The organism is Thalassospira sp. A3_1 (assembly GCF_017744215.1).
GTDB classification, from domain to species: Bacteria; Pseudomonadota; Alphaproteobacteria; order Rhodospirillales; family Thalassospiraceae; genus Thalassospira; species Thalassospira lucentensis_A.
Genome location: NZ_JAGHQQ010000003.1, coordinates 582,431 through 606,994, shown reverse-complemented (window position 1 = coordinate 606,994; position 24,564 = coordinate 582,431). Strand labels below are relative to the sequence as shown.

Below are 24,564 nucleotides of genomic sequence, written 5' to 3'. Positions count from 1 at the left end.
CCCGGGTTCCGGAAACCGCGCGATGCCATCCATTGAAAATGTCATGTCGAGACAGGTGTGATCGTTGCGCCGGATCGCGCCTGCTCCCCCAATTTCGTCACATTCTGTAACCTGATAGTTACAGATCAAAACATTTGATGTCAAATTATAATGGCGCTAAGTTGGGCGGATAATATGACAGAGAGGATTGCGCACATGATCTCGGATCAGCAGAAAAGACGCGAGTTTCTTGATGTTTTGGTTGCTCTGCGGCAGATCATTCGTGCAACCGATCTGCACTCAAAACATGTGATGAAGGTTTGTGGTCTTACGGTTCCGCAACTCGTCGTGCTTCTGGCGATCGAGGAACTTGGTGCAGTGACCGTCAAGGAGATCTCCCGTCATGTATCGCTGAGTCAGGCGACCGTAACGACGATCCTGAACCGGCTGGAAGGACGCGGTTTTATCGAGCGTGCCCGAAATGCCGATGATAAACGGGTGGTCAACAGCCGTTTGACTGACAAAGGACTTGCGGTTCTAAGTGATACGCCACCGCTGATGGATGGTGAATTCATGCAGCGTTATGAAAGACTCGATCAGAACGAACGCAGCCGTATTCTCGCATCACTGCAGCACGTGGCCCGCCTGATGGATACCGAAGAAGTCGACCCCAGACCGCCGACCGGATTGGATCGGTTTTCCGTGAACTAGGTGACAAGACGGCCCCCGGAACCGGTAGCAAACAGGCAGTAAAAAGGGCAGATCGAAATCTGCCCTGTGATCGATATCTAAAAGATCGCACAGCGATCAGGTGTTGCTACCCGTGTCGTTAAAGCGCAGCTTCAACCCGTTCTGCGACTTTCTCCGGCACCCATGCTTTCCACACGCCCGGCTTTTCTTTCAGGAAATAAAGGGCCGCATCTTCGGGTTTTTCACCGTTTTCCTGCATATAGGCCAGCATTTCCGAAACCATGGCGTTGCTGGTTTCATAATGTGTCAGGAATTCGATCAGTTTGGGGGCTGATTTCATGAATTCCGTATTCACCCCGACTGTGACCGTGCTTTCCGGATAGGCTGTGGCCTTTGTCGGATTTTCATCCGTTTTCAGCTTGTCGAAAATCGCCTGATCATATGCAGGTTCTTCAAGGCGATAGCTGTCATAAAGACCCATCACCCAAGTCGGTCCCCAGTAATAATAAAGTGCCGGTTCACCGCGCTTGTGTGCGGACGCGATTGCCGCGGAAAGTGCGGCACCGGTGCCCGGTCGGAAGTTGGTGAAACTGTCATTCAGGCCATAGGCCGCGAGTTTCCCCGAATTGACCTTTTCGCACACCCAGCCTGCCGGGCAGTTATAAAAACGGCCCTTACCCGGTTCTTCGGAATCTTCGAACAGATCGGCATATTTCGGCAGGTCATCGACGGATTTCAGATCCGGTGCCATCGGCTCGATCCCGCGTTCCTTGTCACCTTCGATAACGTAACGCGGCACGAACCAGCCTTCGACGGCGTCATCGAAATTCACACCTATCTGAGTTACATTTCCGGCGGCTTCGGCCTTTTTCCATGCGTCAGCGACGTTGTCGCGCCAGATTTCCATGACGACATCGATGTCGCCTTTGCCCGCACCGGTCAAAAGCGGAATGACGTCACCGGGCAGGGCGTCGGTTTTGCATCCGTAGCCCTTTTCAATGATGAAGCGCGCAACCGCGTTATGGAAAAGCGCGCTGTCATAATTCAGTCCGGCGAACATCACCGGGCGGTCGATCTCGCAACTGGCATCCTGTGCCTGTGCGCTTGTGTAGGTAGAGAATGCGAGGCCAGCGGCCATAAGCATTGCGGCTCCGGTAGGCAGGATGTTCATCACTTTTCCCTTTGACTATCTTCTACGGTCCGGAAGCGCATCAAATGCAATGTCCGGCGGTTGAGCCGCCATGTCACCAGTGGTTGTGTGCTCGATCCCCTGACTGGACTTTGCCCCTGATACAGGTGGGGTGAAGTTTAACCTTGGGGTCAAAGGTGACGCAACCCTGCTTGCCGACATTTGCCGGACTTGTGATGTGCCATAATGATTTGAAGTCTAAACTGCATCTCCTGACAGCCGTGTCAGGAGATGTCAGTGCGGATGTGATTGCGAGGATGAATTTTGCCCGGAAGTTCGTGAAACTTCTGCCAAGCATGTTTATGCTGCGCGAAACGCATTTCTGCCGGGGGGCACCATGACACATGACAGTCTGTTTGTTTTTGATATCGAAACCGTTCCCGATATCGATGTCTTGCCGCAACTGACCGGTGAAACCGCACCTGATCCAGTGACTGGGCGTGAAATGCTTGAAAAATATCACCTTGATATCACCGATGGCCGGAACGGCTTCCCGCGCCAGCCGTTTCACAAGGTCGTTGCCATCAGCTTCCTGCGTGCGACGATACAACGCGATGGCAATCTGGAAACCTACGAGATTGAAGAACTGCGTTCCGGTGGCGATCTGACCAGCGAGGAAAAGGATCTCGTGAACGGCTTCTTTGCCTATTGCGGCAAGCTGTATCCCAGGCTGGTCAGCTTCAATGGACGCGGGTTCGATCTGCCGGTTTTGAAGTATCGCGCGATGAAGCATGGTGTGTCTGCGCGCTGGCTACATCAGTCGGCGAATAAATGGGAAAATTATACATCGCGCTATGCGCCGAACTGGCATTGTGATCTTGCCGAAGTTCTTTCCGACTATGGGGCATCTGCAAGAACCAAAATGAACGAGGTCTGTGCCGCCCTTGATCTTCCCGGCAAGACCGGCGTTGATGGCAGCAAGGTCTCGGACATGTATGACAATGGCGAAATCGAAGGCATTCGTCGTTATTGCGAAACCGATGTCCTGAACACCTATCTTCTTTATCTGCGCTATGTGCTTCACACTGGTCTAAGCGACCATGACGGCTATAATCATGCTATCAATCTGACCGTTGCATGGCTTGAAGAACGCGCAGGCGATATTCTAGCCTATCAGGAATTCCTTGATGCTTGGAAAGGCGCAAGTAAGGGTTCGTTCAACTTGCTTTAGGTTGCATTTTCCGGATTGCTACAATCTTTGGGAATGGGCCGATATTTCTATATGTGAAATGCATCACATCGCTGGGTTGAATTAGGACGATCTCAGTTGAAATCGTGGCGCAGGGCGCTTAATTGCATCTTTGCGTTTGCAACTGATTTGCAGATGCATGCGGATTTCATGGATTTCAACGGGGAACGTTCACATGGACATCAGAAAGATTATTTGCGGTACGGTGTTGGGAGCCGCCACCGTTGCTGCTACGGCTGCGTCGGCACAGGAAGTTAACGTTTATTCCTTGCGTCAGCCTTTTCTTGTAGAACCGCTGTTTGAAAGCTTCACCAAGGAAACTGGCGTTAAGGTCAATGTGATCTTCGCCGAAAAAGGTCTTGTTGAACGCATCAAGCAGGAAGGGGCCAATAGCCCGGCCGATGTTCTGATGACGGTCGATATCAGCCGAATTCAGGAAGCCGTTGATGCGGGTGTTACAGAGGCCGTCGACAGTGATGTCCTCGAAACCAACATTCCGGCCCATCTGCGCGATGAAAACGATCAGTGGTTTGCCCTGACCCAGCGTGGTCGTGCGCTTTATGCCTCCAAGGATCGTGTCGCTGAAGGTGAAATCACCACCTACGAAGATCTTGCTGATCCGAAATGGAAGGGTCGCGTTTGCACTCGTCCAGGCTCGCATGACTATAACGTTGCCCTGATTTCCTCGATGATTGCCCATCATGGTGCCGAAGAAGCCAAAACGTGGCTCGAGGGCCTGAAAGCAAACCTTGCACGTAAGCCACAGGGCAATGATCGCGGTCAGGTCAAGGCGATCAAGGAAGGCGAATGCGATGTTGCCATCGCCAATACCTATTACTATGGCAAGATGCTTGATGATCCGGAACAGCGTGCATGGGCTGAATCGGTAAACATCGTTTTCCCGAATCAGGATGGTCGCGGCATGTCGATGAACATTTCCGGCATGACCCTGATCAAGGGTGCACCGAACAAGGAAAACGCTGTCAAGCTGATGGAATTCCTTTCGGATGACGAAGCGCAGAAAATCTACGCCGAAGTGAACTATGAATATCCGGTCAAGCCGGGTGTTGAATGGTCCGACTATGTAAAGTCGTGGGGCACCTTCAAGGCTGACGAGCTTCCGCTGGCCGAAATCGCCCGTCTGCGTGCCGATGCGGTTCGCATGGTTGATCAGGTCGGCTACGACGAATAACTGAATTTTCGTTTTTCGAATAATTCCGGAAAGGGGCGGTAACCATTACCGTCCCTTTTTTTGTTGGCAAAACGGGTCCGGCTCCGTGCAGAGGCAGGAGGCCGACAAGGCGGTTATGTTCTATTCGCTCTTGCAAAACAGGGCGGCTGCCCTTTAATTTCCCGGGCAGCGAGTACAAATCATTCTTACTTGCCTTCACCCTTTGCGACCATTTCAGGAGATTCATGATGACTTCACTGCGCAACAAGGTCTTTGGCATGATGGGCGCGGTGGTCGGATTGACGGCATTTCATGCGAATGCTGCCGAGGAAGTTAATGTCTATTCGCTGCGACAGCCTTTCCTGATCGAACCAATGTTCGAACAATTCACCAAGGAAACCGGCATTCGGGTCAACACACTGTTTTCCCAAAGCGGTCTGGTTGAACGCATTAAGCATGAAGGCCGTAACAGTCCGGCCGACCTTTTGCTTACTGTTGATATTGGTCGTATTCAGGACGCCGTTGATGCCGATATCGCGACACCGCTTCAAAGCGATATGATTGATGCCAATATCCCCGAACAGTTTCGTGATCAGGATCACCTGTGGGTCGGCCTGACCACCCGTGCGCGTGTCCTTTATACGTCGCTTGACCGTGTGAAGCCCGACGCCATTGCGACATACGAAGAACTTGCCGATCCGGAATGGAAGGGACGTATTTGCGTGCGTTCCGGGATGCATGTCTACAATATCGCACTGGTTGCCTCTATGATTGCCCATCATGGCGAGGAATATACAAAAACCTGGCTTCAGGGACTGAAGGACAACCTTGCGCGCAAACCGCAAGGGGCGGATATCGATCAGATCGAGGCAGTATCCCAAGGCGTTTGCGATCTGGCAATCGGCAATTCCTATTATTACGGCAAGATGCTTGATGATCCAAACAAAGCCGATGCTGCCAAGGATGTCCGGATTGTTTTCCCCAATCAGGGAGACCGCGGCACGCATGTGAATATTTCGGGTGTGGCCCTGATCAAGAATGCGCCGAACAAGGAAAATGCGATCAAGCTGGTCGAATTCCTGTCCGGGGACGAGGCGCAGCACATGTATGCAGACGTGAACTTTGAATATCCGGTCAAGCCGGGGGTGGCTTGGTCGGAAATGGTTCGTTCCTGGGGCACCTTCAAATCCGATACCCTGCCGCTTAACGAAGTTGCCAATAACCGTGGTGCGGCCATTCGTCTGATCGACGAAGTCGGCTTTAACGAATAGGGCGCAACTCGCGTGAACAATTCCTGCCAGACCGAAGACGATCGCGATATCCGGCCTTCTGCCGTAACCGAGACGCTTGATCCGTTGCGCGAACGTTCGCTTGGAACCTCCATGCGCTGGCTGCCGCGCGGCCAATCAGGTCTTTGGCTGGCCGGGGCGTTTATTATCGCACTTCTTGTCGCAACACCGTTGATTGCGGTTGTTTATCTGGCGTTGTTCCCGACGGAGAACATCTGGCCGCATCTGGCTTCGACCATGTTGCCACGATACCTTAAAAATACCGGTATCCTGATGCTGGGGGTTGGTATTGGCGTGACGTTGATCGGTGTTTCGGCGGCATGGGTCGTAACCATGTGTCGCCTGCCGGGCAAACGGTTCTTTGAATGGGCGATGCTGCTTCCGATGGCAGTTCCGGCCTACATTGTTGCCTATGTCTACACCGATCTTCTGGAATATGCCGGTCCGTTGCAGCGCCTTCTGCGCGAGATTTTCGGCTGGCAAACCGCGCGTGATTACTGGTTTCCTGATATCCGGACCAAGGGTGGTGCGATACTGGTGCTTAGCCTGACGCTGTATCCCTATGTTTACATGCTGGCCCGGGCGGCCTTTTTGGCACAGTCGGTCTGTGTTCTCGAAGCTGCACGTGTTCTCGGGCGTTCGGCCTGGAACTCGTTCGTAACGGTTGCCTTGCCTTTGGCGCGTCCGGCTATCGTGGTTGGTGTCGTCATTGCGCTGATGGAAACCTTGAATGATTTCGGGACCATCGATTTCTTTGCTGTCCATACCCTGACGGCCGGTATTTTTAATGTCTGGCTCGGTATGGGAAATGCCGGCGGAGCTGCCCAGATCGCGCTGACCATGCTGGCGGTAGTGATTGTCCTGATCGTCGCTGAACGTTATTCGCGCCGTCGCCAGCGTTTCCACGATACGACCAACCGCTTTCAGGAATTACCGGGTTATGAGCTTGGTCCGGTCGCCAAATTTTTTGCGCTGTCTGTCTGCATCCTGCCGATTGTCCTGGGTTTTGTGATCCCATCATTGGTGTTGGTCTATTATTCCGTTGGCTATTTTGATCAAAGCTGGACCGCCGATTTCTTTGAATTTGCTGGCAATAGTTTGTTGGTATCGGGTCTTGCAACCTTTGTTGCGGTTGGTTGTGCTGTGTTCCTTGGCTATGCTTTGCGTCTTTTCCCGCAACCTCTTCTGCGGTTCTGCATTCGCATGGCATCGGTTGGTTATGCCGTGCCCGGGGCGGTTCTGGCGATCGGGGTTCTGATCCCGTTTGCGCGGTTTGATAATGCGGTTGATGCCATGATGCGCGAAACGTTTGGCATATCTACCGGCCTGCTTCTGAGCGGGACGGTCTTTGCCATTGTTTTTGCCTATGCTGTGCGTTTTATGGCGGTTTCCTATGGCTCTATTGAGGCTGCGCTTGGCAAGGTCCGACCAAGCATGGATGACGCGGCCCGCACATTGGGCGAAAGCCCTTGGGGAACATTGAAGCGCATTCATTTTCCGATGGTGCGCGGCGGGATTCTGGCAGCGGCGGTTCTCGTCTTTGTGGACGCGATGAAGGAACTCCCGGCGACGCTGATCCTTCGGCCGTTCAATTTCGAAACACTGGCGACGCATGTCTATCAGTTCGCCAAGGATGAAATGATCGAACAGGCAGCTCTTGGTGCATTGACCATCGTCATTGTCGGTGTCGTTCCGGTGATTATGTTAAGTCGGGCGATTTCGCGATCCCGCCCGGGGCATGATGGCGCGTCGTCGCGCCATTGACGTTCCCGTTCCGCCGGATCACTATCGCCGCTATATGATCCCGTTAAGTTCGACAGGCTGCTGATGACCACGTCACAAAATAATCCTGCCAATTCAGATATTTGCCACCAACCGGGACTGACGCGGCTTGAAGATGCGCTGCGTATTGCATTTGACGAAGTCGCTGTTCGTGCACCGGTAATTGAGGCTCCTATTACTGATTGTTATGGGGCGATCCTGCGCAAGGATATCGTTGCCAGGGTCGACGTCCCGTCTGCGGATAACTCGGCAATGGATGGATATGCATTCTATCATGCCGACCTGCAGGAACTTGTCGGTAAAGTGGATGTGCAAATCACTGTCGGCGGTGTGTCGCTGGCGGGGCAGCCGTTTACGGGGAAAATCCCGCGCGGGCAGGCAATCCGCATCGCGACGGGGGCTGCCATTCCTGAGGGCGCAGATTGCATCATCATTCAGGAAAATGTCACGGCGAATGCCGATGAAACGCTTTTGACCGTTTCGCAGGATGTGGTCGCACAGACCCGCCAGCATCAACATATCCGTCGTCGCGGCGAAGATGTTGAGACTGGTGCGGTTATCCTGCCAGCCGGTAAACGCTTGCGCCCGCAGGATATCGCGGTTGCCGCCGGGCAGGGGTATCAGTCAGTGCTGGTGTCTAAGCCCTTGTCGGTTGCCGTTTTCTCGACCGGGGATGAACTGGCAAAGCCCGGAGATCCGCTGCCGCCCGGCGGCGTTTACGATTCTAACCGGTTTGCCATGATCGGCATGCTGCGCGCTTGCGGGTGCATGGTTACTGATCTTGGCCTTCTGGCTGATGATTTTGATGTGTTGAAAACCGCCTTAAAGGGGGCTGCCCAAACACATGATGTCATCATGACATCGGGTGGGGTATCTGTTGGTAAGGCGGATTTGTTGAAGCCTGTTGTCGATAGTCTTGGTGAAATTCAGGCATGGAAGCTGGCAATCAAACCTGGCAAACCTTTGATGCGCGGTCGTATTGGGGATTGTGTTGTTATCGGCTTGCCGGGAAATCCGGTTTCGGTGATGGTTTCCGGGCTGCTTTATGCCATGCCGCTTCTTTCTCATATGATGGGGGCATCGGACGACGTTTGTGCGCCCCTGCGATTGCCGGCCATTGCAGGGTTTGACTTCAACCGTGGTACGGGGCGCCGCGAATGGCTGCGCGCCCGTCTGGTGCAGGATGACGATGGGCAATGGGTTGCCATGCCTTACCATTCGGCGAGTTCCGGCATGTTATCCTCGATGGTGTGGGCCGAAGGCCTGATCGAAATCGCCGAGGATTGCGGGCAGGTCAGAAAGGGTGATCAGGTACTCTATCTGCCATTCGGTGGTTTGCAGGCATTTTAAAAACTGATCCAGATCATGGAATTTGCATCCTTTTCCGGTGATGTTTAACAAAACAACGGAACAGGGGTGGAAAGCGGATGACTGTATCAGTGACTTTTTGCGGGGCTGCGGGTGGTGTCACCGGTTCATGTTATCTACTACGCACCGACAGTGGCGACATCGTTGTCGATTGCGGCATGTTTCAGGGCAGCAAGACAGTTCGCGAACTGAACTATGGGGCTTTCCCGTTCAAGGCTGCTGACATTCGTGGCGTGCTTTTGACCCATGCGCATATCGATCATTCCGGCTTACTTCCCAAACTGGTAAAGGCAGGTTTTAACGGGCCGATTTATGCGACGGAACCGACCTGCGACCTACTGACCTATATGCTGCCTGATTCCGGTTACATTCAGGAAACCGAGGTCGAACGCCTTAACCGCCGCAATGTTCGGCGCGGCCGACCGGAAGTCACCCCGATCTATACCCGTGAAGATGCGGAAAAGACTCTCAAACGGTTGCAACCCGTCGACTATCATGAATGGCGTGAAGTTCTGCCGGGCTTACGGGCGCGCTACTGGGATGCCGGGCATCTTTTGGGATCCGCTTCGATAGAAATCGAAGTGGATGATGAGGCCCCAGACGGTGAGCCACGTACCCTGCGACTGCTGTTTTCCGGCGATATCGGTACGGGTGAGGCGGTGTTTAACGATGCTCCCGAGGGGCCGAAAAACATCGATTATCTGTTTGTTGAATCCACCTATGGGGATCGCAATCGCCCCGAAGTCAGCGACGCAGAGCGCCGCGAAATGCTGGCTGTCGAGGTTCGCCAAGCCATTCAGGCCGGCGGTAATCTTGTAATCCCGAGTTTCGCGGTGGCTCGTACACAGGAACTGCTTGTCGATCTGGCGACCCTGTTTAATCGTGGAAAACTTCCCAAGGCGGATGTTTTTGTCGATAGCCCGCTGGCCCAGCGCGCGACCGAGGTTTTTGCCAAACATCTCTCCCATGATGATGCACGTGCCCTTGCCCATCCCAATTTTCATATGGTGCCCGATGTTGAGGCAAGCATGCAGTTGGCACGGGTAAGAAGCGGCGCGATCATTTTGTCGGCAAGTGGCATGTGCGATGCCGGGCGCATTCGCTATCATTTGAAAAACAACCTGTGGCGGCCGGAATGCACGGTGCTGATGGTCGGTTTTCAGGCTGCCGGGTCGTTGGGCCGTGTGCTGCAGGGCGGGGCAAAGCATGTCCGCATTCATGGTGATGAAGTCGATGTGCACGCCCGGATCAGGACGCTTGATATCTATTCCGGACACGCCGATCAGGACATGCTGCTGCGCTGGACAAAGGAAAGGATGCCGATATCGCGGCGCATTTTCCTGACCCACGGCGAAGACGGGGCGCGCGCCGCTTTGCAACAGGCCATGATCAATAACGGGATCGAAGAAAGCAAAATCGCACTCCCGATGCTTGATGACACCGTGACGCTCAAACGCGGGCAGGCAAAACAGGCCGAATTCAAACCGCGCCTGCCTGTTGGCGAGATGTCCCGTGATGACTGGCACAACCGCTATGCCCATAGTGTTACAGAACTTTCTGAAAAACTTCGCGCACTCGACAGCAACGAAAAACGCGAAGCCCTGCTCGAAAAAGTCTTGCAAGATATCGCATCGGCATGAGAGCAATAGCCCGATGGCAGGTTGGAAATACCGTAAAATACGGAAATGCTTGCCAACGGGCGATATCGTGTCACCCTATATCGGGTTGAGAAGGTATCGAGGGACACTACGAGAGCGGGCGGATATATGTCGATCGTGGGGAATACCGGCTATCGTGTTCTGATCTATAGCCACGATACATTCGGTTTGGGCCATTTGCGCCGCTGCCGGACCATTGCGCATGCGCTTGTTTCACGTCGGGACGATGTGTCTGTGCTGATCCTTTCCGGATCGCCGATCATCGGCAGTTTCGAATTCCGTTCACGAGTCGATTTTGTGCGTATTCCGGGCGTGATCAAGCTCTCGAATGGTGAATACACATCGCTTAATCTGAATATCGACGTCGATCAGACTCTGGCGATGCGTGAATCCATTATTCAGCATACCGCCGATGTGTTTAATCCCGATCTGTTCATCGTCGACAAGGAACCGCTTGGCTTGCGCGGTGAAGTTGAATCGACACTTCAGATGTTGCGCCACCGTCGCACGCGCCTTGTCATGGGCTTGCGCGACGTGATGGATGACCCGGTCAATCTGCGTGAAGAATGGGATCGCAAAAAATGCGTTCCGGCTCTGGCCGACCTTTACGACGAAATCTGGGTCTATGGCCTCAAAGACATTTGCAATCCGCTTGAAGGCATTGATCTGCCGCCGGGTGTCGAAGAAAAAATGACCTATACCGGATATTTACCGCGTACCGCGACGCGCAAACCGACCCCGGAACATGGCGCGCTTGGTCTTGAGGAACCCTATTATCTCGTCACGACCGGTGGTGGCGGGGACGGGGTTAATCTGGTTGATTGGGTGATCAGTGCCTATGAGGCCGATCCTGATATTCCTGTTCCTTCGCTTGTCGTGCTGGGGCCGTTCATGGCACCAAATGACCAGCAGGCGTTCATGGAACGCGCGGAAAAGATCGACAAGCTTTCGGTCATTACCTTCGATGCCAATGTTGAAATGCTGATGGATCGGTCCGCAGGTGTGATCGCAATGGGTGGATACAACACGTTTTGTGAAATCCTGTCCTTTGACAAACCGGCAATCATTGTGCCGCGAACCGTGCCGCGGCTTGAACAATATGTTCGCGCGTCGGCTGCCGAAAAACTTGGTCTGGTCAAAATGCTGACCGAAGATGGCGGGCGTCCGCCGATGCAGATGGCCGAAGCCCTTCGTGGTCTGATTGATCAGCCAAAGCCGTCACATGTAACCGTACCAAACCTGATGGGTGGCCTTGATAGTGTTGGCGATCAGGTTGAACGCTGGCTGCCGCCGCAGCTTGCTGCCGAGTAAGATTTTCCGGGATAACAACAGATGACATGCGACAAGCTTGCAATCGTGGTGAAAGGATATCCACGATTGTCGGAAACCTTTATTGCCCAGGAAATCCTCGGTATTCAGCAAGCAGGTATTCCTTATCGTATTGTATCACTGCGTCATCCGACCGATAAAAAACGCCACCCGGTCCACGAAAGGATCACGGCTGAAATTGATTACCTGCCGGAATATGTCTATCAGGAACCGATGCGCGTGTTTCGCGGCTGGCTAAAGGCCCGCAAAATGCCGGGATATCGTCGGGCAAGAAATATCTGGTGGCAGGACTATCGCCGGGATCGCACACCGAACCGCGCCCGTCGTTTTGCGCAAGCATTGGTAATGGCGGCGGAGCTGCCGGACGATATCACGCGCATCTATGCCCATTTCCTGCATACCCCGGCATCGGTTGCGCGATATACAGCGATGATGCGCGGTCTTCCGTGGTGTTGTTCTGCACATGCCAAGGATATCTACACCAGCGAAGATTGGGACATGCGTGAAAAGCTGGCCGATATGGATTGGCTGGTGACCTGCACGAAGGCCAATGTCGACCATCTGCAAAAGCTGGCCGATGATCCGGCCAAGGTGAATTTGCTTTATCACGGCCTTGATTTTTCCCGTTTCCCGGAAGATTTGCCGGACCGGATGCCCCGTGACGGCCGGGATTCCGAACATCCGGTAACGATTCTGTCGGTTGGTCGGCTGGTAGGGAAAAAGGGTTATGACGATCTTCTGCGTGCACTTGCCGATTTACCCAAGGATCTGCATTGGCGGTTTGTTCATATTGGTGGTGGCAATGGCGATAAATACAAATCGCTCGCGACCGATCTTGGAATTTCAGATCATTGTGACTGGCAGGGGCCGCGTGACCAGAAAGAAGTGATTGCGGGCTGTCAGTCCGCCGATCTGTTCGTTCTGGCAAGCCGGGTGGAACAGGATGGTGATCGTGACGGATTGCCCAATGTCCTGATGGAAGCACAGCTTTGCGGTCTGGCGGCGGTTTCAACGGCAATTTCAGCCATTCCGGAACTGATTACCGATGGCCTTAACGGCAAACTTGTTCCCGAACGTGATCCCAAATCATTGTCCTTGGCAATGGCTGAATTGATTGCCAATCCGGCGTTGCGCGATCAGATGGGGCGCAAGGGCAACGAAATCGTTCGACGGGATTTCTCATTCTATACCGGCATGAAGGAACTGGCATATCGCTTTGGTGTTGATGCACCGGTAGCCAGAACTGCCGCGCAACAACCGGCAGCGGAGTAGGGGACGGCAAACGTGCAGATCGCCTTTTATGCACCGTTAAAGCCGATTGATCATCCGATACCATCCGGGGATCGCCTGATGGCGCGCCTTCTGTGTGAAGCGCTAGCGCAAGCCGGACATAAAGTTGATATCGCATCGCGCCTGCGCAGCCGGGTTGGCGATGGCAATATCCTGCGTCAGGCGCAAATCGCCGAACTGGCATCAAAGCTGGTCGCGCGGCTATTGCGGCAATATCAGAACGGCAAACGCAAACGCCCCGACATCTGGTTTACCTACCATCTTTATTACAAGGCCCCGGACTGGATTGGCCCGGTGATCGCGAAAGCGCTGGATATCCCTTATGTCGTAGCCGAGGCATCCTTCGCCCCTAAACGTGCAAACGGCCCCTGGGCGCAAAGCCACGCAGCCGTTGAACATGCCCTGCGATGTGCCAGTTCGGTATTCTCCCTAAATCAGGCGGATATGGAATGTCTGGCGCCGATATGTGCTCAGGACCGGTTGCATTATCTCGCACCCTTTACTCATACCGAAAACTGGCATGCTGCCGATCGCGGTGAAATCGATCCCGATAAACCGGTTCAGTTGGTGACAACCGCAATGATGCGGCCGGGCGATAAGCTGAAATCTTACGAGTTGCTGGCAGCCGCACTTGGCAGGCTCAATGCGCACAATGTGATAAACTGGCATCTGACCGTAATCGGCGACGGTCCGGCCCGCGTCGACGTTGAAGCGGCTTTTGAACGGCACGCAATCAGCCCCGATCAGCTTGATTTCGCCGGTCTTTGCGATACCGATCACACGCGTATCATTCTTGCGCGATCTGACATGTTCGTCTGGCCAGCGATCAACGAGGCCTATGGTATGGCGCTCCTCGAGGCACAGGCGGCAGCATTGCCTGTTCTGGCGGGCGACTGTGGTGGTGTTTCGGGTATTGTTGCGGATGGCAAAACTGGATGGTTGGTACCGGTTGGCGATATTGATGCGTTCGCAGGCAAACTTGCCGAGTGCCTGGCATCAGACCGATACAGTGCCTTGCGCGATATGGGGCAATTCGCCTCGCAGAAAGCAGAACAGATGCATACAATAACCGCTGCGGCCAAAGAGCTTGGTAATGTCCTGCATGATGTGGTGGAAAGTCACGGGAAACGGAAACAGGGATGAGCAGCTTTCATTTTGCCCTGTTACGGCATGGCGTTACCGCGTGGAATGCAGAAAGACGTATTCAGGGCCAAAGCGATATTCCTCTGCTTCCCGAAACTGTTGACGAATATCGCAGCCTTCAGTTGCCCCAAAAATGGTGTGCTGTTCCATGGCGGGTCAGTCCGTTGATCCGGACAATCCAAACAGCAGACGCACTGGCGATTGACGGTGTTTCACCCGATGAGCATTGGATCGAGATGAACTGGGGTGATTGGGAAGGGAAAAAGCTATCTGATCTGCGCCGTGATCTTGGTGCGCAAATACAGGAAAATGAAGATCGCGGCTGGGACTTTCGTCCGGATGGAGGGGAAAGCCCGCGCGATGTCCTTTCCCGAGTTGAGGCCGCATTGGCTAGCAATCGTGACGGTAATTTTGGTGTCGTGACACATAAGGGCATCATTCGTGCAGTTTATGCTGCGGCATGCGGTTGGAATATGATGGGAAAAAGCCCGGACAAACTCGATTGGAAAGCCGTTCATGTCTTTTCCTGGTCTTCCGATGACGGGCTTGGCATCGTTGATCTGAATTGTCCGCTGCTTGAACGGGACGGAACAACCACATGAGCGACATTCTGATCTATGTTCAGCATCTGCTTGGCATCGGCCATGTCCGACGCGTTGCCCTGATCAATGCGGAACTTGGCAGGCTTGGCATGACAACAACTGTTGTCACCGGAGGTATCCCGGATGCCTCATTGGATTTTGGCAGCGATAATGTGATCCAGCTTCCCCCTTGCCGAACCGCAGATAGCGGTTTTTCCGGATTGATCGATGAAGTCGGCAACCCGGTTGATGAGGCATGGAAGCAACAGCGAAAGCAGGCTCTGTTTGATGCGTTCAATGTCGTTGCGCCCAAGCTTTTAATGGTCGAAATGTTCCCGTTTGGCCGTCGGGCCTTCCGGTTTGAATTGTTGCCGTTACTCGACAAGGTCGGGCAGGCGGGGATTCCCCGTATCTGTTCCGTTCGTGATCTTCTGGTGCGCAAATCCGATCGTTCGAAAGAAGCTTGGATGCGCGATATCGCGCGCAGCCATTTTGACCGTGTGCTGGTTCATGGCGATCCGGCGCTTTTTGATTTCGGTCGCAGCTTCCCGTTTGCCAATGATATCGCCGATTTGATCGAGTATACCGGCTATGTCGCACCCAAAGCCGATTTTGCGGCAGGCAAAAGAAAGGGTGTTCTTGTTTCTGCCGGTGGTGGCGCGGTCGGAACTGCATTGATTGAGGCTGCAATTGCCGCGCGTTCACTATCCAGCCGCTTTACCGATCAGCCTTGGGATATCGTGGCCGGGCCGCATTTCCCGCGTGAAGCATTCCAGCGCCTTGAGGAAAACCTGCCGACAGGGATAAACTTGCATCGTTTTTTGCCGGATTTCCGTGAACGCATGGCACATGCCTGTGTTTCCGTCTCGCAGGCAGGCTATAATACCTTGATGGATGTTCTGGCGACGGAAACCGCATCGGTCATGGTTCCATTCGCCGATGGCGGTGAAAGCGAACAGGCTGAACGTGCTGCTATTTTGGCGGGAAAGAACGTACTGTCGTTGCTTGATCCCGACGATTTGAATCCACAATCATTGGCAAATCAAATAGATCGGGCGAAGAATCCTGTTAAATTAGATATATCTCTGGACGGGGCAGGGATAACTGCGGCTAAACTCGCAGAAAGAATAAGAGGGAAGGCATGAGCACCTGGGATCAACTTCGCGCAGAGCTGGATCTGTGGCAGTCCGAAGAACGGATTGCCACGATGTGGTGGCGCGACGACGACGCGGTTGCAGTTACGCCAGCCCTCGAAACCCTTCTTGCCTTCGAACAGGATCATGGGGTTCCTTTGGCTCTTGCCGTGATCCCGGCTGATCTTGAACACGATCTTGTTCTGCGTCTGGCAGAAACACTTGATACCCGGGTGTTGCAACACGGCTGGTCGCATACCAACCATATGCCTGCAGGTCGCAAAAAGCAGGAACTGGACGATGTTCGTGATATCGGTGCGGTTGTCACCGATATTCGCGGTGGGTTTGACGTCCTGTCATCACAGTTTGGCAACCGTTTCCTGCCCGTCATGGTGCCGCCATGGAACCGCATCGCCGATGACGTTATGAGGGCTTTGCCATCACTTGGCCTGCGCGGTATCAGCACGTTTAACGCGCGATCAGATGCCTATCCCGTTCCGGGGCTTCTGATGGTCAATACGCATGTCGACGTGATTGACTGGCGCGGAACGCGCGGTTTTGCGGGCGAAGATCAATGCATCAATGCGATGATTTCCCATTTGTCAGCACGTCGGAATGGTGTGGTGGATGACGCGGAAGCCACGGGGCTTCTGACCCATCATCTGGTTCATGACGATGCAACGACAAGATTTCTTGAAAACCTGTTTTCGTTTGAGCATGCGGCGCTCAAATGGTTGCGAATTCCCGGAGTTTTCCCATGGCAATAAGTCCGATTGAAGAGACTGGCGGTGTTGAAACAGCCGATCCGGTCAAACCAGCTGGCGTGCGTGATCGTGATGTACAGATCATGGGGTATCCGCCAAGACTCATGGCACCGGATATGGCAAAATCGGTGGCTGGCTTGCTGATTTGCGGTGTTATCGCACTGATCCCTGAAATGTTGCCGATCATTCAGTGGACTGCCGCGGGGCTTGCATTGCTGTTTGTTGTCTATTTCGTCCGCACCTTACTAAGGTTTCAATCAAAGATTTATGTCTCGGAATATGGTATCCGAATCAGCAACTTGCGTGGCGGTACGGCGTTCGCCTGGTCGGAACTTTCCAAATTCCGGTTGCGTTATTTCTCTACCCGTCGCGATGGCAAAAAGGGATGGTTTGAACTTACCCTGCAGGCAGGGGATGCAAAAATCGTCACAGAATCAACATTGGACGGTTTTGATGATCTGCTTGAAATTGCCCGGGATTGGGCCAAAGATAACCAGTTACTGGTCGACGACATAACAAGAACCAATCTGATGCGCATGGATGAGGCCGAAACAATGGTCCAGGCAGCCGCATCAAGTCGGGCAGGCGGCATTGGCGAGGGAAGATGACCGATATACTGCGTATCCGTGACTTGAAAGTCGAATTCGTTTTGCCCCATATGCGGGTCAAGGCGGTCGAAAATGTAAGCTTTCGCATTGGTGCGCAGGAAACCGTGGCTCTTGTCGGGGAGTCCGGATCGGGAAAAACCACCATTTCCCAGGCAATTATGGGATTGCTACCCAAATCGGCACAGATTACCAACGGATCAATTGTGTTCGCGGATCCGAAAAAGCCCGGTACACGGGTCGACATCGCAATGCTGGATCGCTCGGGTGCTGAAATGCGCTCCATTCGTGGTGGCCGTATTTCGATGATTTTTCAGGAACCGATGAGTTCCCTTTCGCCGCTTCATACCATTGGTGATCAGATTTGCGAGGCAGTCCGCCTTCATCGCAAGGTCGGGACGGGCGAGGCCAAGGAGCTTGCCCGCGAAATGCTGGAACTTGTCGGGTTTCCCAATCCGAAAAGGTCGTTAAAGACATATCCGTTCGAACTGTCTGGTGGTTTACGCCAGCGTGCGATGATTGCCATGGCGATGGTATGTCGTCCGGCCCTGCTGGTTGCGGATGAACCGACAACTGCACTTGACGTGACGATACAGGCCCAGACACTTCGCCTGATCAAGGATATGCAGTCGGAACTGCAAATGTCTGTTCTGCTGATTACCCATGATCTTGGTGTGGTCGCCAATATGGCAGACCGAATGGTGGTGGTTTATGACGGTCGGGTTGTGGAAAGCGGTTTGACGCATGATGTTTTTGTCAATCCGGGACACCTCTATACCCAGTCGCTACTCTCTGCCGTCCCGCATTTCGATATGGGGCCCGATGAACGCCTGCGCCCGTTGCGCGAAATCAAGCCCAAAGTCGATAGTCTGCTGACTTTCTGCGGGGACAAGGATTCTTCGGGCGAGGGGGATGTTCCACCGTCTCTGGCATTGCATCCGGCAATGGCGAGCGAACCGGTTTTGGCCGTCCGTCACCTTTATAAAAGCTTTGCCGTCCGCAAGGGCAACTGGTTCAAGGCCGAGGAACAGGAAATTGCCGCTGTTGCTGATGTATCGCTGACGATCAATCGCGGCGAATGTGTTGGTCTGGTTGGGGAAAGCGGCTGCGGTAAAACCACTCTTTCCAAATTGATCATGCGGGCGATGGCACCTGATAGCGGTTCAATCCTGTTTCGCGGTGAAAGCGGTCAGATGACCGAATTGACCGGTTTGAACGAAGATCAGCTCAATCCGTATCGAAAGCGTATCCAGTTTGTGTTTCAGGACCCGTTCGGCTCGCTTAATCCGCGCATGACCGTGCAGGATATCATCACGGAACCGATGATCATTCATGGTATCGGTGACACATCCTATCGCAAGAAAATGGTGCTGGAACTGATGGAACTGGTGGGGCTTGATCCACGGTTCCTGAACCGCTATCCGCACAGTTTTTCCGGTGGGCAGCGGCAGCGCATTGGCATCGCGCGCGCCCTTTCACTTAAGCCGGACCTTTTGATTTTTGATGAACCGACATCTGCACTTGATGTGTCTGTTCAGGCGCAAATCCTGAACCTTCTAAAGGATTTGCAGCGTGAACTTAAACTGACATACATGTTTATTTCGCACAACCTGGCAGTGGTTGATTATATCGCGGACCGGATTGCGGTGATGTGCGCTGGGCGGATTGTTGAGTCGGCACCGCGCGAACAGTTGTTCAGAAACCCCGTTCATCCCTATACCCAGGCATTGCTTAATGCCGTGCCATTTGCCGATCTTGATCATCTTCTGGATTTCACCAAGATCGTCGATGGCAAGGCTTCAGATCCGCGCCGCTGGCCGGCACCCTTTACCATTGATGCGCAGTCGGATCCCCGTATGGTCCAGTTTGCCGAAGATCATTTTGTCCGTGCCGCACGTGCCGATTATCAGGAGATCGCCATATGAACCCGATTAATGTTCCTGCGTTCTCTGCGGGCTGGTTCAACAGGTCACGCAATAAACTTGCACGCACTGGCCTTGGGGCGATGATGCTGGCTGGAATAATATCGCTTGGCAGCCCGGCACAGGCTGAAATCCCGTATTTCAAGGATGCCGTATCAAAAGGTGAACTGCCACCGATGGCGGAACGCCTGCCCGAACATCCCAAAGTCATCGACTTTACCGCCGAAAACAAGGAAATCGGTAAATATGGTGGTGATCTGGTTACCATCATGGGGCGTTCACGCGATATTCGCATGGCGGTGGTATATGCGTATACCCGCCTGATCGGCTATGACGAAGATCTCAATCTGAAGCCTGACATTCTTGAAAGTCTGGATGTTAACGATGCGGGCAATGAATTTACCCTGCATATTCGCAAAGGCCACAAATGGTCTGACGGTGAGCCCTTCACGGCCGAGGACTTCCGCTATTTCTGGGAAGATATCGTCAATAATGATGAACTGTTTCCCGTTGGTCCGCCCCGCTTCCTGTTCGTAGGCGATGAACCGGCAACATTCGAGGTTCTGGACGAATATACCGTTCGTTACAGTTGGTCCCAGCCCAATCCGTTCTTCCTGACGGAGCTGGCGGCAACGCGTCCGCCTTTCATTTATCGTCCGGCGCATTACCTCAAACAGTTTCACGAAAATTACCGTGATGCAGCCGAACTTGATGCGATTGTCAAAGAACGTGGTTTGCGCAGCTGGGCGGTGCTACATACTGACAAGGACCGCCCCTACAGGCTTGAAAATATTGAACGTCCATCGCTGGAGCCATGGCTGATCCGGACCGAAGAACCGTCTGACCGCTTCATCTTTGAACGTAATCCGTATTACCATCGCGTTGATCCCGACGGCAATCAGTTGCCCTATATCGATCGGATGATCTTCAACATCTCCAACGCCAAGTTGGTTCCGGCCAAGGTTGGTGCGGGCGAGGTCGACCTGCAAAGCCGCATTCTGTCGCTGCAGGATTATACCTTCCTCAAACAGTCCGAGCCTCAGCAAAACTTCAAGGTTAATCTTTGGGATGTTGGTTACGGTGCCTATGCCGCACTTTACCCGAACCTGACCTGCTCCGACCCGGTCTGGAGGAAATTGCTGCGTGATGTGCGTTTTCGTCGGGCACTGTCGCTTGCCATTAACAGAACCGAGATCAACCGGGTGATGTTCTTTGGTCTGGCGACACCAACCAACAATACGGTCCTTCCCAAAAGCCCGCTTTTCAAGCCGGAATATCGCGAAAGCTACATTAAGTTTGATGTGAAGAAAGCCAATGCGCTGCTTGATGAAGTTGGCCTGACCAAGCGCAATGATGACGGTATCCGTTTGATGCCCGATGGCCGTCCGCTTGAAATCATCGTCGAAACCATGGGGGAAAATCCTGAACATGATGACATGCTGGAACTGATCAGTGACAGCTGGAAACAGATTGGTGTGAAACTGTTCGTCAAGGGATTGCAGCGCGAAGTTCTCCGTAATCGTGCGTATAGCGGTGAGACCGTCATGTCGATTTTCAATGGTGTCGATAGCGGCCTTGCTACGCCTGCAACCGTTCCGGCCGAGTTCGTTCCGATCCAGCAGGATAGCCTGCAATGGCCGAAATGGGGGCAGTATTTCCAGACTAATGGCGAGGCAGGCGAGGCACCGGATTTACCTGCTGCAAAGGAACTCATGGAACTTTACGGCAAATGGGTGAAGGGCAATGACGCTGCCCGCAAGGAGGCTTGGCAAGGCATTCTTGATATTAATGCGGAAAACATGTTTTCGATTGGTCTGATTGGTAATGTGCCGCAGCCGGTTGTGGTCCGCAATGATTTGCGGAATGTGCCAGAGAAAGGCATTCACAGTTGGGAACCGGGCGCCTTCTTTGGAATTTACCGTCCCGATACATTCTGGTGGGACCGTTGATCGCAGTGGTCTGAAATCGAACGCATCATTCCGGGCAGGGAAACCGGGCGATGCGTCAGGGGGAGCTTAACCGCCGATGCTGACTTTCTTGGCAAGACGGCTTTTTGTCATGATGCCCACGCTGTTTTTTATCAGCGTGCTGGTGTTCATCATCATTCAATTGCCGCCGGGCGACTTCCTGTCCACCTATCTGAATGAATTGCAGGCGCAGGGCGAGGCGGTCGATCCGGCCAAGATTGCTTTCCTCAAACAGCAATACGGCCTTGATCAGCCGATCTGGCAGCAATATTTCGATTGGGCCTGGGGATTACTGCATGGCGATCTTGGTTTTTCCTTCGAATATAATCTTCCGGTCACCGAGGTGGTCGGGGATCGCCTTTGGCTTTCGGTCGTTCTGAATTTCAGCACGGTTCTGTTCATCTATATCGTCAGCTTCCCGATCGGAATCTATTCGGCCACCCGTCAATATAGCTGGGGCGATTATGGCTTTACCTTGCTCGGCTTTCTTGGTCTTGCCATGCCGAACTTCCTGTTTGCGCTGATTCTGCTTTATTACGCCAACGTGGTTTTCGGAACCTCTATCGGTGGGTTGATGGACCCGGAATTCATCAATCAGGGCTGGTCCTTTGCCAAGGTCATGTCGGTCGCCGAACATCTTTGGGCACCGGTTCTGGTGATTGGTACGTCGGGAACGGCGTCGATGATCCGGCGTCTGCGTGCCAACTTGCTTGATGAACTGGGCAAGCAATATGTCGTTACCGCCCACGCCAAGGGCCTGTCGCCAGCGCGGGTTCTGTTCAAGTATCCGCTGCGCATGGCCCTGAACCCGTTCATCGCCGACATTGGCAATATCCTGCCGCAGGTTGTCTCGGGCTCTGTGCTGGTATCTGTTGTGATGTCGCTGCCGACCACCGGGCCGATGTTGCTTGCCGCCCTGCAAAGTCAGGACATGTATCTGGCAGGATCATTCCTGATGTTTCTGGCGCTTCTGACTGTGGTCGGCATGTTTGTATCTGATCTGCTTCTTGCCTGGCTTGATCCCCGAATTCGCCTGCAGGGAGGGGTATCACAATGAGCCGCAGCGACGATAAACGTAACGAGCATTTCATTGATACCGCGCCTTTTGATCCCTGGGATCGCGAGGAACTGACACCCGCGCAGGAAAAATACTATCTTGCGTCACAGTGGCAGCTGATCTGGTGGAGGCTTAAACGTCATCGGCTGGCTTATGTTTCGCTGATCATTCTGGCGATCATGTATGCGTCCGTTTTCATCGTTGAAATACTCGCGCCCTATGCGCAGGAAACGCGGAACTCGGAATATATCCATCACCAGCCACAGGCGATTCATCTGTTTCATGACGGGAAATTTGTCGGACCCTTTACCTACGGCACCGATTTTTCGATTGATATGGAAACGCTGAAACCGATCTATACGCCAAGCGACAGCCGCGTCGAAAAAATCCGCTTCTTCTGCTCTGGTGATCCCTATGAATTCTGGGGCCTGTTTGAAGCCGATTTTCATGTGATGTGCCCGGCCGAGGACGGAACCCTGTTCCTGTTGGGCACGGATCGGCTGGGGCGCGATATGCTGTCACGGATGATTTACGGCGCACGCGTGTCGCTGACCATCGGTCTGGTTGGTATCGCGGTCAGTTTCATTCTCGGTATTCTGATTGGCGGGGCGGCGGGGTATTACGGCGGCTGGGTCGATGCAACCGCGCAGCGTCTGATCGAAGTCATCCGTTCCATGCCCGAAATCCCGTTATGGATGGCGCTATCGGCGGCCTTGCCGGTAACATGGAGCCCCATTCTGATCTATTTCGGGATCACGATCATTCTGGGCCTGATCGACTGGACAGGACTGGCCCGTGCGGTGCGATCAAAACTTCTGGCACTGCGCGAAGAAGACTATGCCCTTGCCGCACGCCTGATGGGGGCAAAACCCAAACGCATCATCGCCCGCCATCTGCTGCCGAACTTTGCCAGCCACCTGATCGCATCGGTAACCCTTTCGATCCCTAACATGATCCTTGGCGAAACAGCACTCAGTTTCCTTGGCCTAGGTCTTCGCGCACCTGTCACCAGTTGGGGCGTGCTATTGAACGAGGCGCAGAACATCAACGCCGTTGCGGTTTATCCTTGGCTGATGTTGCCAGTCGTACCGGTCGTGATCGTCGTTCTGGCGTTCAACTTCCTTGGTGATGGCCTGCGTGATGCGGCTGATCCCTACAAGAATTGATCTTTCTGCGAAATGCAAACAGCCCGCCAGTGTGTGGCGGGCTGTTTTGTTTTAACGCGGAACCTGTTTTGATCGCAGTTGGGCCATGGAAGGCACCATCGCAATCAGCGAAAGTGCCAGCCCAAAGCCGCAAACAGCGGGCCAGCCACCCAGCCCCCAGGCGTAAGTGGCTCCGGCCGAGCCGAATGATCCGCCAAGGAACATGCCGGTCATATAAACGGTATTGATCCGGCTACGCGCCTCGGGGACCAGACCGAAAATCACATGCTGGTTGGAAATCATTGCGCTTTGCACGCCGAAATCCAGAATGATCACGCCAAGGATTAGCCCGGCCAGCGCCGTCCAAAGCCCGAATGCCAGCCACGAAATCACACAAATGATGACACCTGCGGCAATGACGCGTGACGGGCCATATCGATCCGCCAGCCGACCCGAAAGGGGCGCTGCCAGAACGCCAATCGCCCCAAGAACACCAAACAGCCCGGCGATATCTGCCCCCAGCTGATAATCGGGTTCCTGAAGATGCAGTGCTAATATGGTCCAGAAGGCCGAAAATGATCCGAACAGGGCAGCCTGCGTCAATGTCGCACGGCGAAGGGCCGGCTGTTGCTTGCACAGGAACAGCACGGATAAAAGGGCTTCGCCATAGCCGATGGATGTGCGTGCCTTGTCCTTTGGCAACATCACCGCCATCAGGATCGCAGCAAGAACCGCCACCGGGGCAGCAAGCCAGAACATTTCGCGCCAGCCAAGATGTGTTGAGACAAACCCCGCCAGCGTGCGGCTTAAAAGAATACCGCAAAGCAGGCCTGCCATAACCGTTCCGATGGTTTTGCCGCGGCTTTCGGGCGGAGTCAGGGCGGTCGCATAGGGGATGATCTGCTGGGCCACAGTCGAGCAGGCACCCAGCAGGACCGACGAGGCAAACAGTATGTAATCTGTCGGTGCGGACCCCTCGATCACAAGCACAAGGGCCAGTAGAAGAAACTGCAGGACGATCAGTTTGCGCCGGTCAAACAAATCGCCAAGTGGCACCAGCAAAAACAGGCCGATGGCGTATCCCAACTGCGTTGCCGTCGGGATTAGGGCCGCTGTGCCGCTTTGGCCGAATTCCGCCATGATGATGCCAAGCATCGGCTGATTATAATAGATATTGGCAACGGCAAGACCGGCAGCGATCGCCATGACAAAGGTCAGTCCCCGGCCAAGACCCGGAGCATCTGTTCGCGACATCGACTTAATCCTGATTAACCTCGGGTCGGGTGGAAGGACGTTTTCTCGGTGGGCAGGCG

Annotated in this window: 20 protein-coding genes; 18 read left to right on the top strand and 2 right to left on the bottom strand. The window is 53.8% G+C overall.

Features of this window, described 5'->3' with window-relative positions; genetic code table 11:
* Positions 1 to 195: 195 nt before the first annotated feature.
* Entirely contained in the window at positions 196 to 690 is a 495-nt protein-coding gene (locus J7395_RS16280) for a MarR family transcriptional regulator (protein WP_062959713.1), read from the top strand.
* 118 nt (positions 691 to 808) lie between these two features.
* On the opposite strand, the gene J7395_RS16275 is transcribed toward J7395_RS16280, so the two are convergent.
* Positions 809 to 1,840 (bottom strand): ABC transporter substrate-binding protein, encoded by a 1,032-nt coding sequence (locus J7395_RS16275; RefSeq protein ID WP_209222414.1) that lies wholly within the window; start codon positions 1,838 to 1,840, stop codon positions 809 to 811.
* 355 nt (positions 1,841 to 2,195) lie between these two features.
* Here J7395_RS16275 and J7395_RS16270 point away from each other — a divergent pair, with 355 nt between their 5' ends.
* The 17 genes from J7395_RS16270 to J7395_RS16190 all read left to right on the top strand — a co-directional run bounded on the left by J7395_RS16270 (position 2,196) and on the right by J7395_RS16190 (position 23,272).
* A complete protein-coding gene (locus tag J7395_RS16270) occupies positions 2,196 to 3,029 on the top strand; it encodes a 3'-5' exonuclease (protein ID WP_209222411.1) in 834 nt (277 codons plus the stop codon).
* A gap of 193 nt (positions 3,030 to 3,222) precedes the next feature.
* The gene (locus J7395_RS16265; RefSeq protein ID WP_209222406.1) at positions 3,223 to 4,239 is read left to right on the top strand and encodes a Fe(3+) ABC transporter substrate-binding protein; all 1,017 of its coding nucleotides are present in this window, start codon (positions 3,223 to 3,225) and stop codon (positions 4,237 to 4,239) included.
* Positions 4,240 to 4,463: 224 nt separating this feature from the next.
* Positions 4,464 to 5,489, top strand: a complete 1,026-nt coding sequence (locus tag J7395_RS16260; protein ID WP_348541237.1) for a Fe(3+) ABC transporter substrate-binding protein — start codon at positions 4,464 to 4,466, stop codon at positions 5,487 to 5,489.
* Positions 5,490 to 5,501: 12 nt separating this feature from the next.
* Positions 5,502 to 7,271, top strand: a complete 1,770-nt coding sequence (locus J7395_RS16255; protein ID WP_209222404.1) for an iron ABC transporter permease — start codon at positions 5,502 to 5,504, stop codon at positions 7,269 to 7,271.
* A 63-nt stretch (positions 7,272 to 7,334) separates the two neighbouring features.
* Entirely contained in the window at positions 7,335 to 8,639 is a 1,305-nt protein-coding gene (gene glp / locus J7395_RS16250) for a gephyrin-like molybdotransferase Glp (RefSeq protein WP_209222402.1), read from the top strand.
* A 77-nt stretch (positions 8,640 to 8,716) separates the two neighbouring features.
* Positions 8,717 to 10,297 (top strand): MBL fold metallo-hydrolase, encoded by a 1,581-nt coding sequence (locus J7395_RS16245; protein WP_114110341.1) that lies wholly within the window; start codon positions 8,717 to 8,719, stop codon positions 10,295 to 10,297.
* Positions 10,298 to 10,423: 126 nt separating this feature from the next.
* On the top strand, positions 10,424 to 11,626 hold the full coding sequence (locus J7395_RS16240) for a glycosyltransferase (protein WP_062959718.1): 1,203 nt from the start codon (positions 10,424 to 10,426) through the stop codon (positions 11,624 to 11,626).
* A 21-nt stretch (positions 11,627 to 11,647) separates the two neighbouring features.
* Positions 11,648 to 12,916 carry a glycosyltransferase family 4 protein gene (locus J7395_RS16235; protein ID WP_209222400.1) on the top strand — a complete coding sequence of 423 codons (1,269 nt, stop codon included), beginning with the start codon at positions 11,648 to 11,650 and terminating at the stop codon, positions 12,914 to 12,916.
* Between the two features lie 12 nt (positions 12,917 to 12,928).
* On the top strand, positions 12,929 to 14,077 hold the full coding sequence (locus J7395_RS21100) for a glycosyltransferase family 4 protein (RefSeq protein WP_114121371.1): 1,149 nt from the start codon (positions 12,929 to 12,931) through the stop codon (positions 14,075 to 14,077).
* The gene (locus J7395_RS16225) at positions 14,074 to 14,679 is read left to right on the top strand and encodes a histidine phosphatase family protein (RefSeq protein ID WP_209222398.1); all 606 of its coding nucleotides are present in this window, start codon (positions 14,074 to 14,076) and stop codon (positions 14,677 to 14,679) included. The genes J7395_RS21100 and J7395_RS16225 overlap by 4 nt, the downstream gene beginning before the upstream one ends.
* Positions 14,676 to 15,803 (top strand): glycosyltransferase, encoded by a 1,128-nt coding sequence (locus J7395_RS16220; RefSeq protein WP_209222396.1) that lies wholly within the window; start codon positions 14,676 to 14,678, stop codon positions 15,801 to 15,803. The genes J7395_RS16225 and J7395_RS16220 overlap by 4 nt, the downstream gene beginning before the upstream one ends.
* Entirely contained in the window at positions 15,800 to 16,558 is a 759-nt protein-coding gene (locus J7395_RS16215; protein ID WP_062949179.1) for a polysaccharide deacetylase family protein, read from the top strand. The genes J7395_RS16220 and J7395_RS16215 overlap by 4 nt, the downstream gene beginning before the upstream one ends.
* Positions 16,549 to 17,163, top strand: coding sequence for a hypothetical protein (locus tag J7395_RS16210; protein WP_062959724.1), 615 nt, complete (start codon positions 16,549 to 16,551; stop codon positions 17,161 to 17,163). The genes J7395_RS16215 and J7395_RS16210 overlap by 10 nt, the downstream gene beginning before the upstream one ends.
* The gene (locus J7395_RS16205) at positions 17,160 to 19,085 is read left to right on the top strand and encodes an ABC transporter ATP-binding protein (protein ID WP_062949175.1); all 1,926 of its coding nucleotides are present in this window, start codon (positions 17,160 to 17,162) and stop codon (positions 19,083 to 19,085) included. Before J7395_RS16210 ends, J7395_RS16205 begins: the two co-directional genes overlap by 4 nt.
* The gene (locus J7395_RS16200) at positions 19,082 to 21,031 is read left to right on the top strand and encodes an ABC transporter substrate-binding protein (protein WP_209222394.1); all 1,950 of its coding nucleotides are present in this window, start codon (positions 19,082 to 19,084) and stop codon (positions 21,029 to 21,031) included. Before J7395_RS16205 ends, J7395_RS16200 begins: the two co-directional genes overlap by 4 nt.
* 76 nt (positions 21,032 to 21,107) lie before the next feature.
* A complete protein-coding gene (locus tag J7395_RS16195; protein ID WP_062949171.1) occupies positions 21,108 to 22,106 on the top strand; it encodes an ABC transporter permease in 999 nt (332 codons plus the stop codon).
* On the top strand, positions 22,103 to 23,272 hold the full coding sequence (locus J7395_RS16190) for an ABC transporter permease (protein ID WP_097050379.1): 1,170 nt from the start codon (positions 22,103 to 22,105) through the stop codon (positions 23,270 to 23,272). Before J7395_RS16195 ends, J7395_RS16190 begins: the two co-directional genes overlap by 4 nt.
* Before the next feature lie 51 nt (positions 23,273 to 23,323).
* Here J7395_RS16190 and J7395_RS16185 read toward each other — a convergent pair whose 3' ends face one another.
* Positions 23,324 to 24,505, bottom strand: a complete 1,182-nt coding sequence (locus J7395_RS16185; protein ID WP_209222392.1) for an MFS transporter — start codon at positions 24,503 to 24,505, stop codon at positions 23,324 to 23,326.
* Positions 24,506 to 24,564 lie beyond the last annotated feature (59 nt).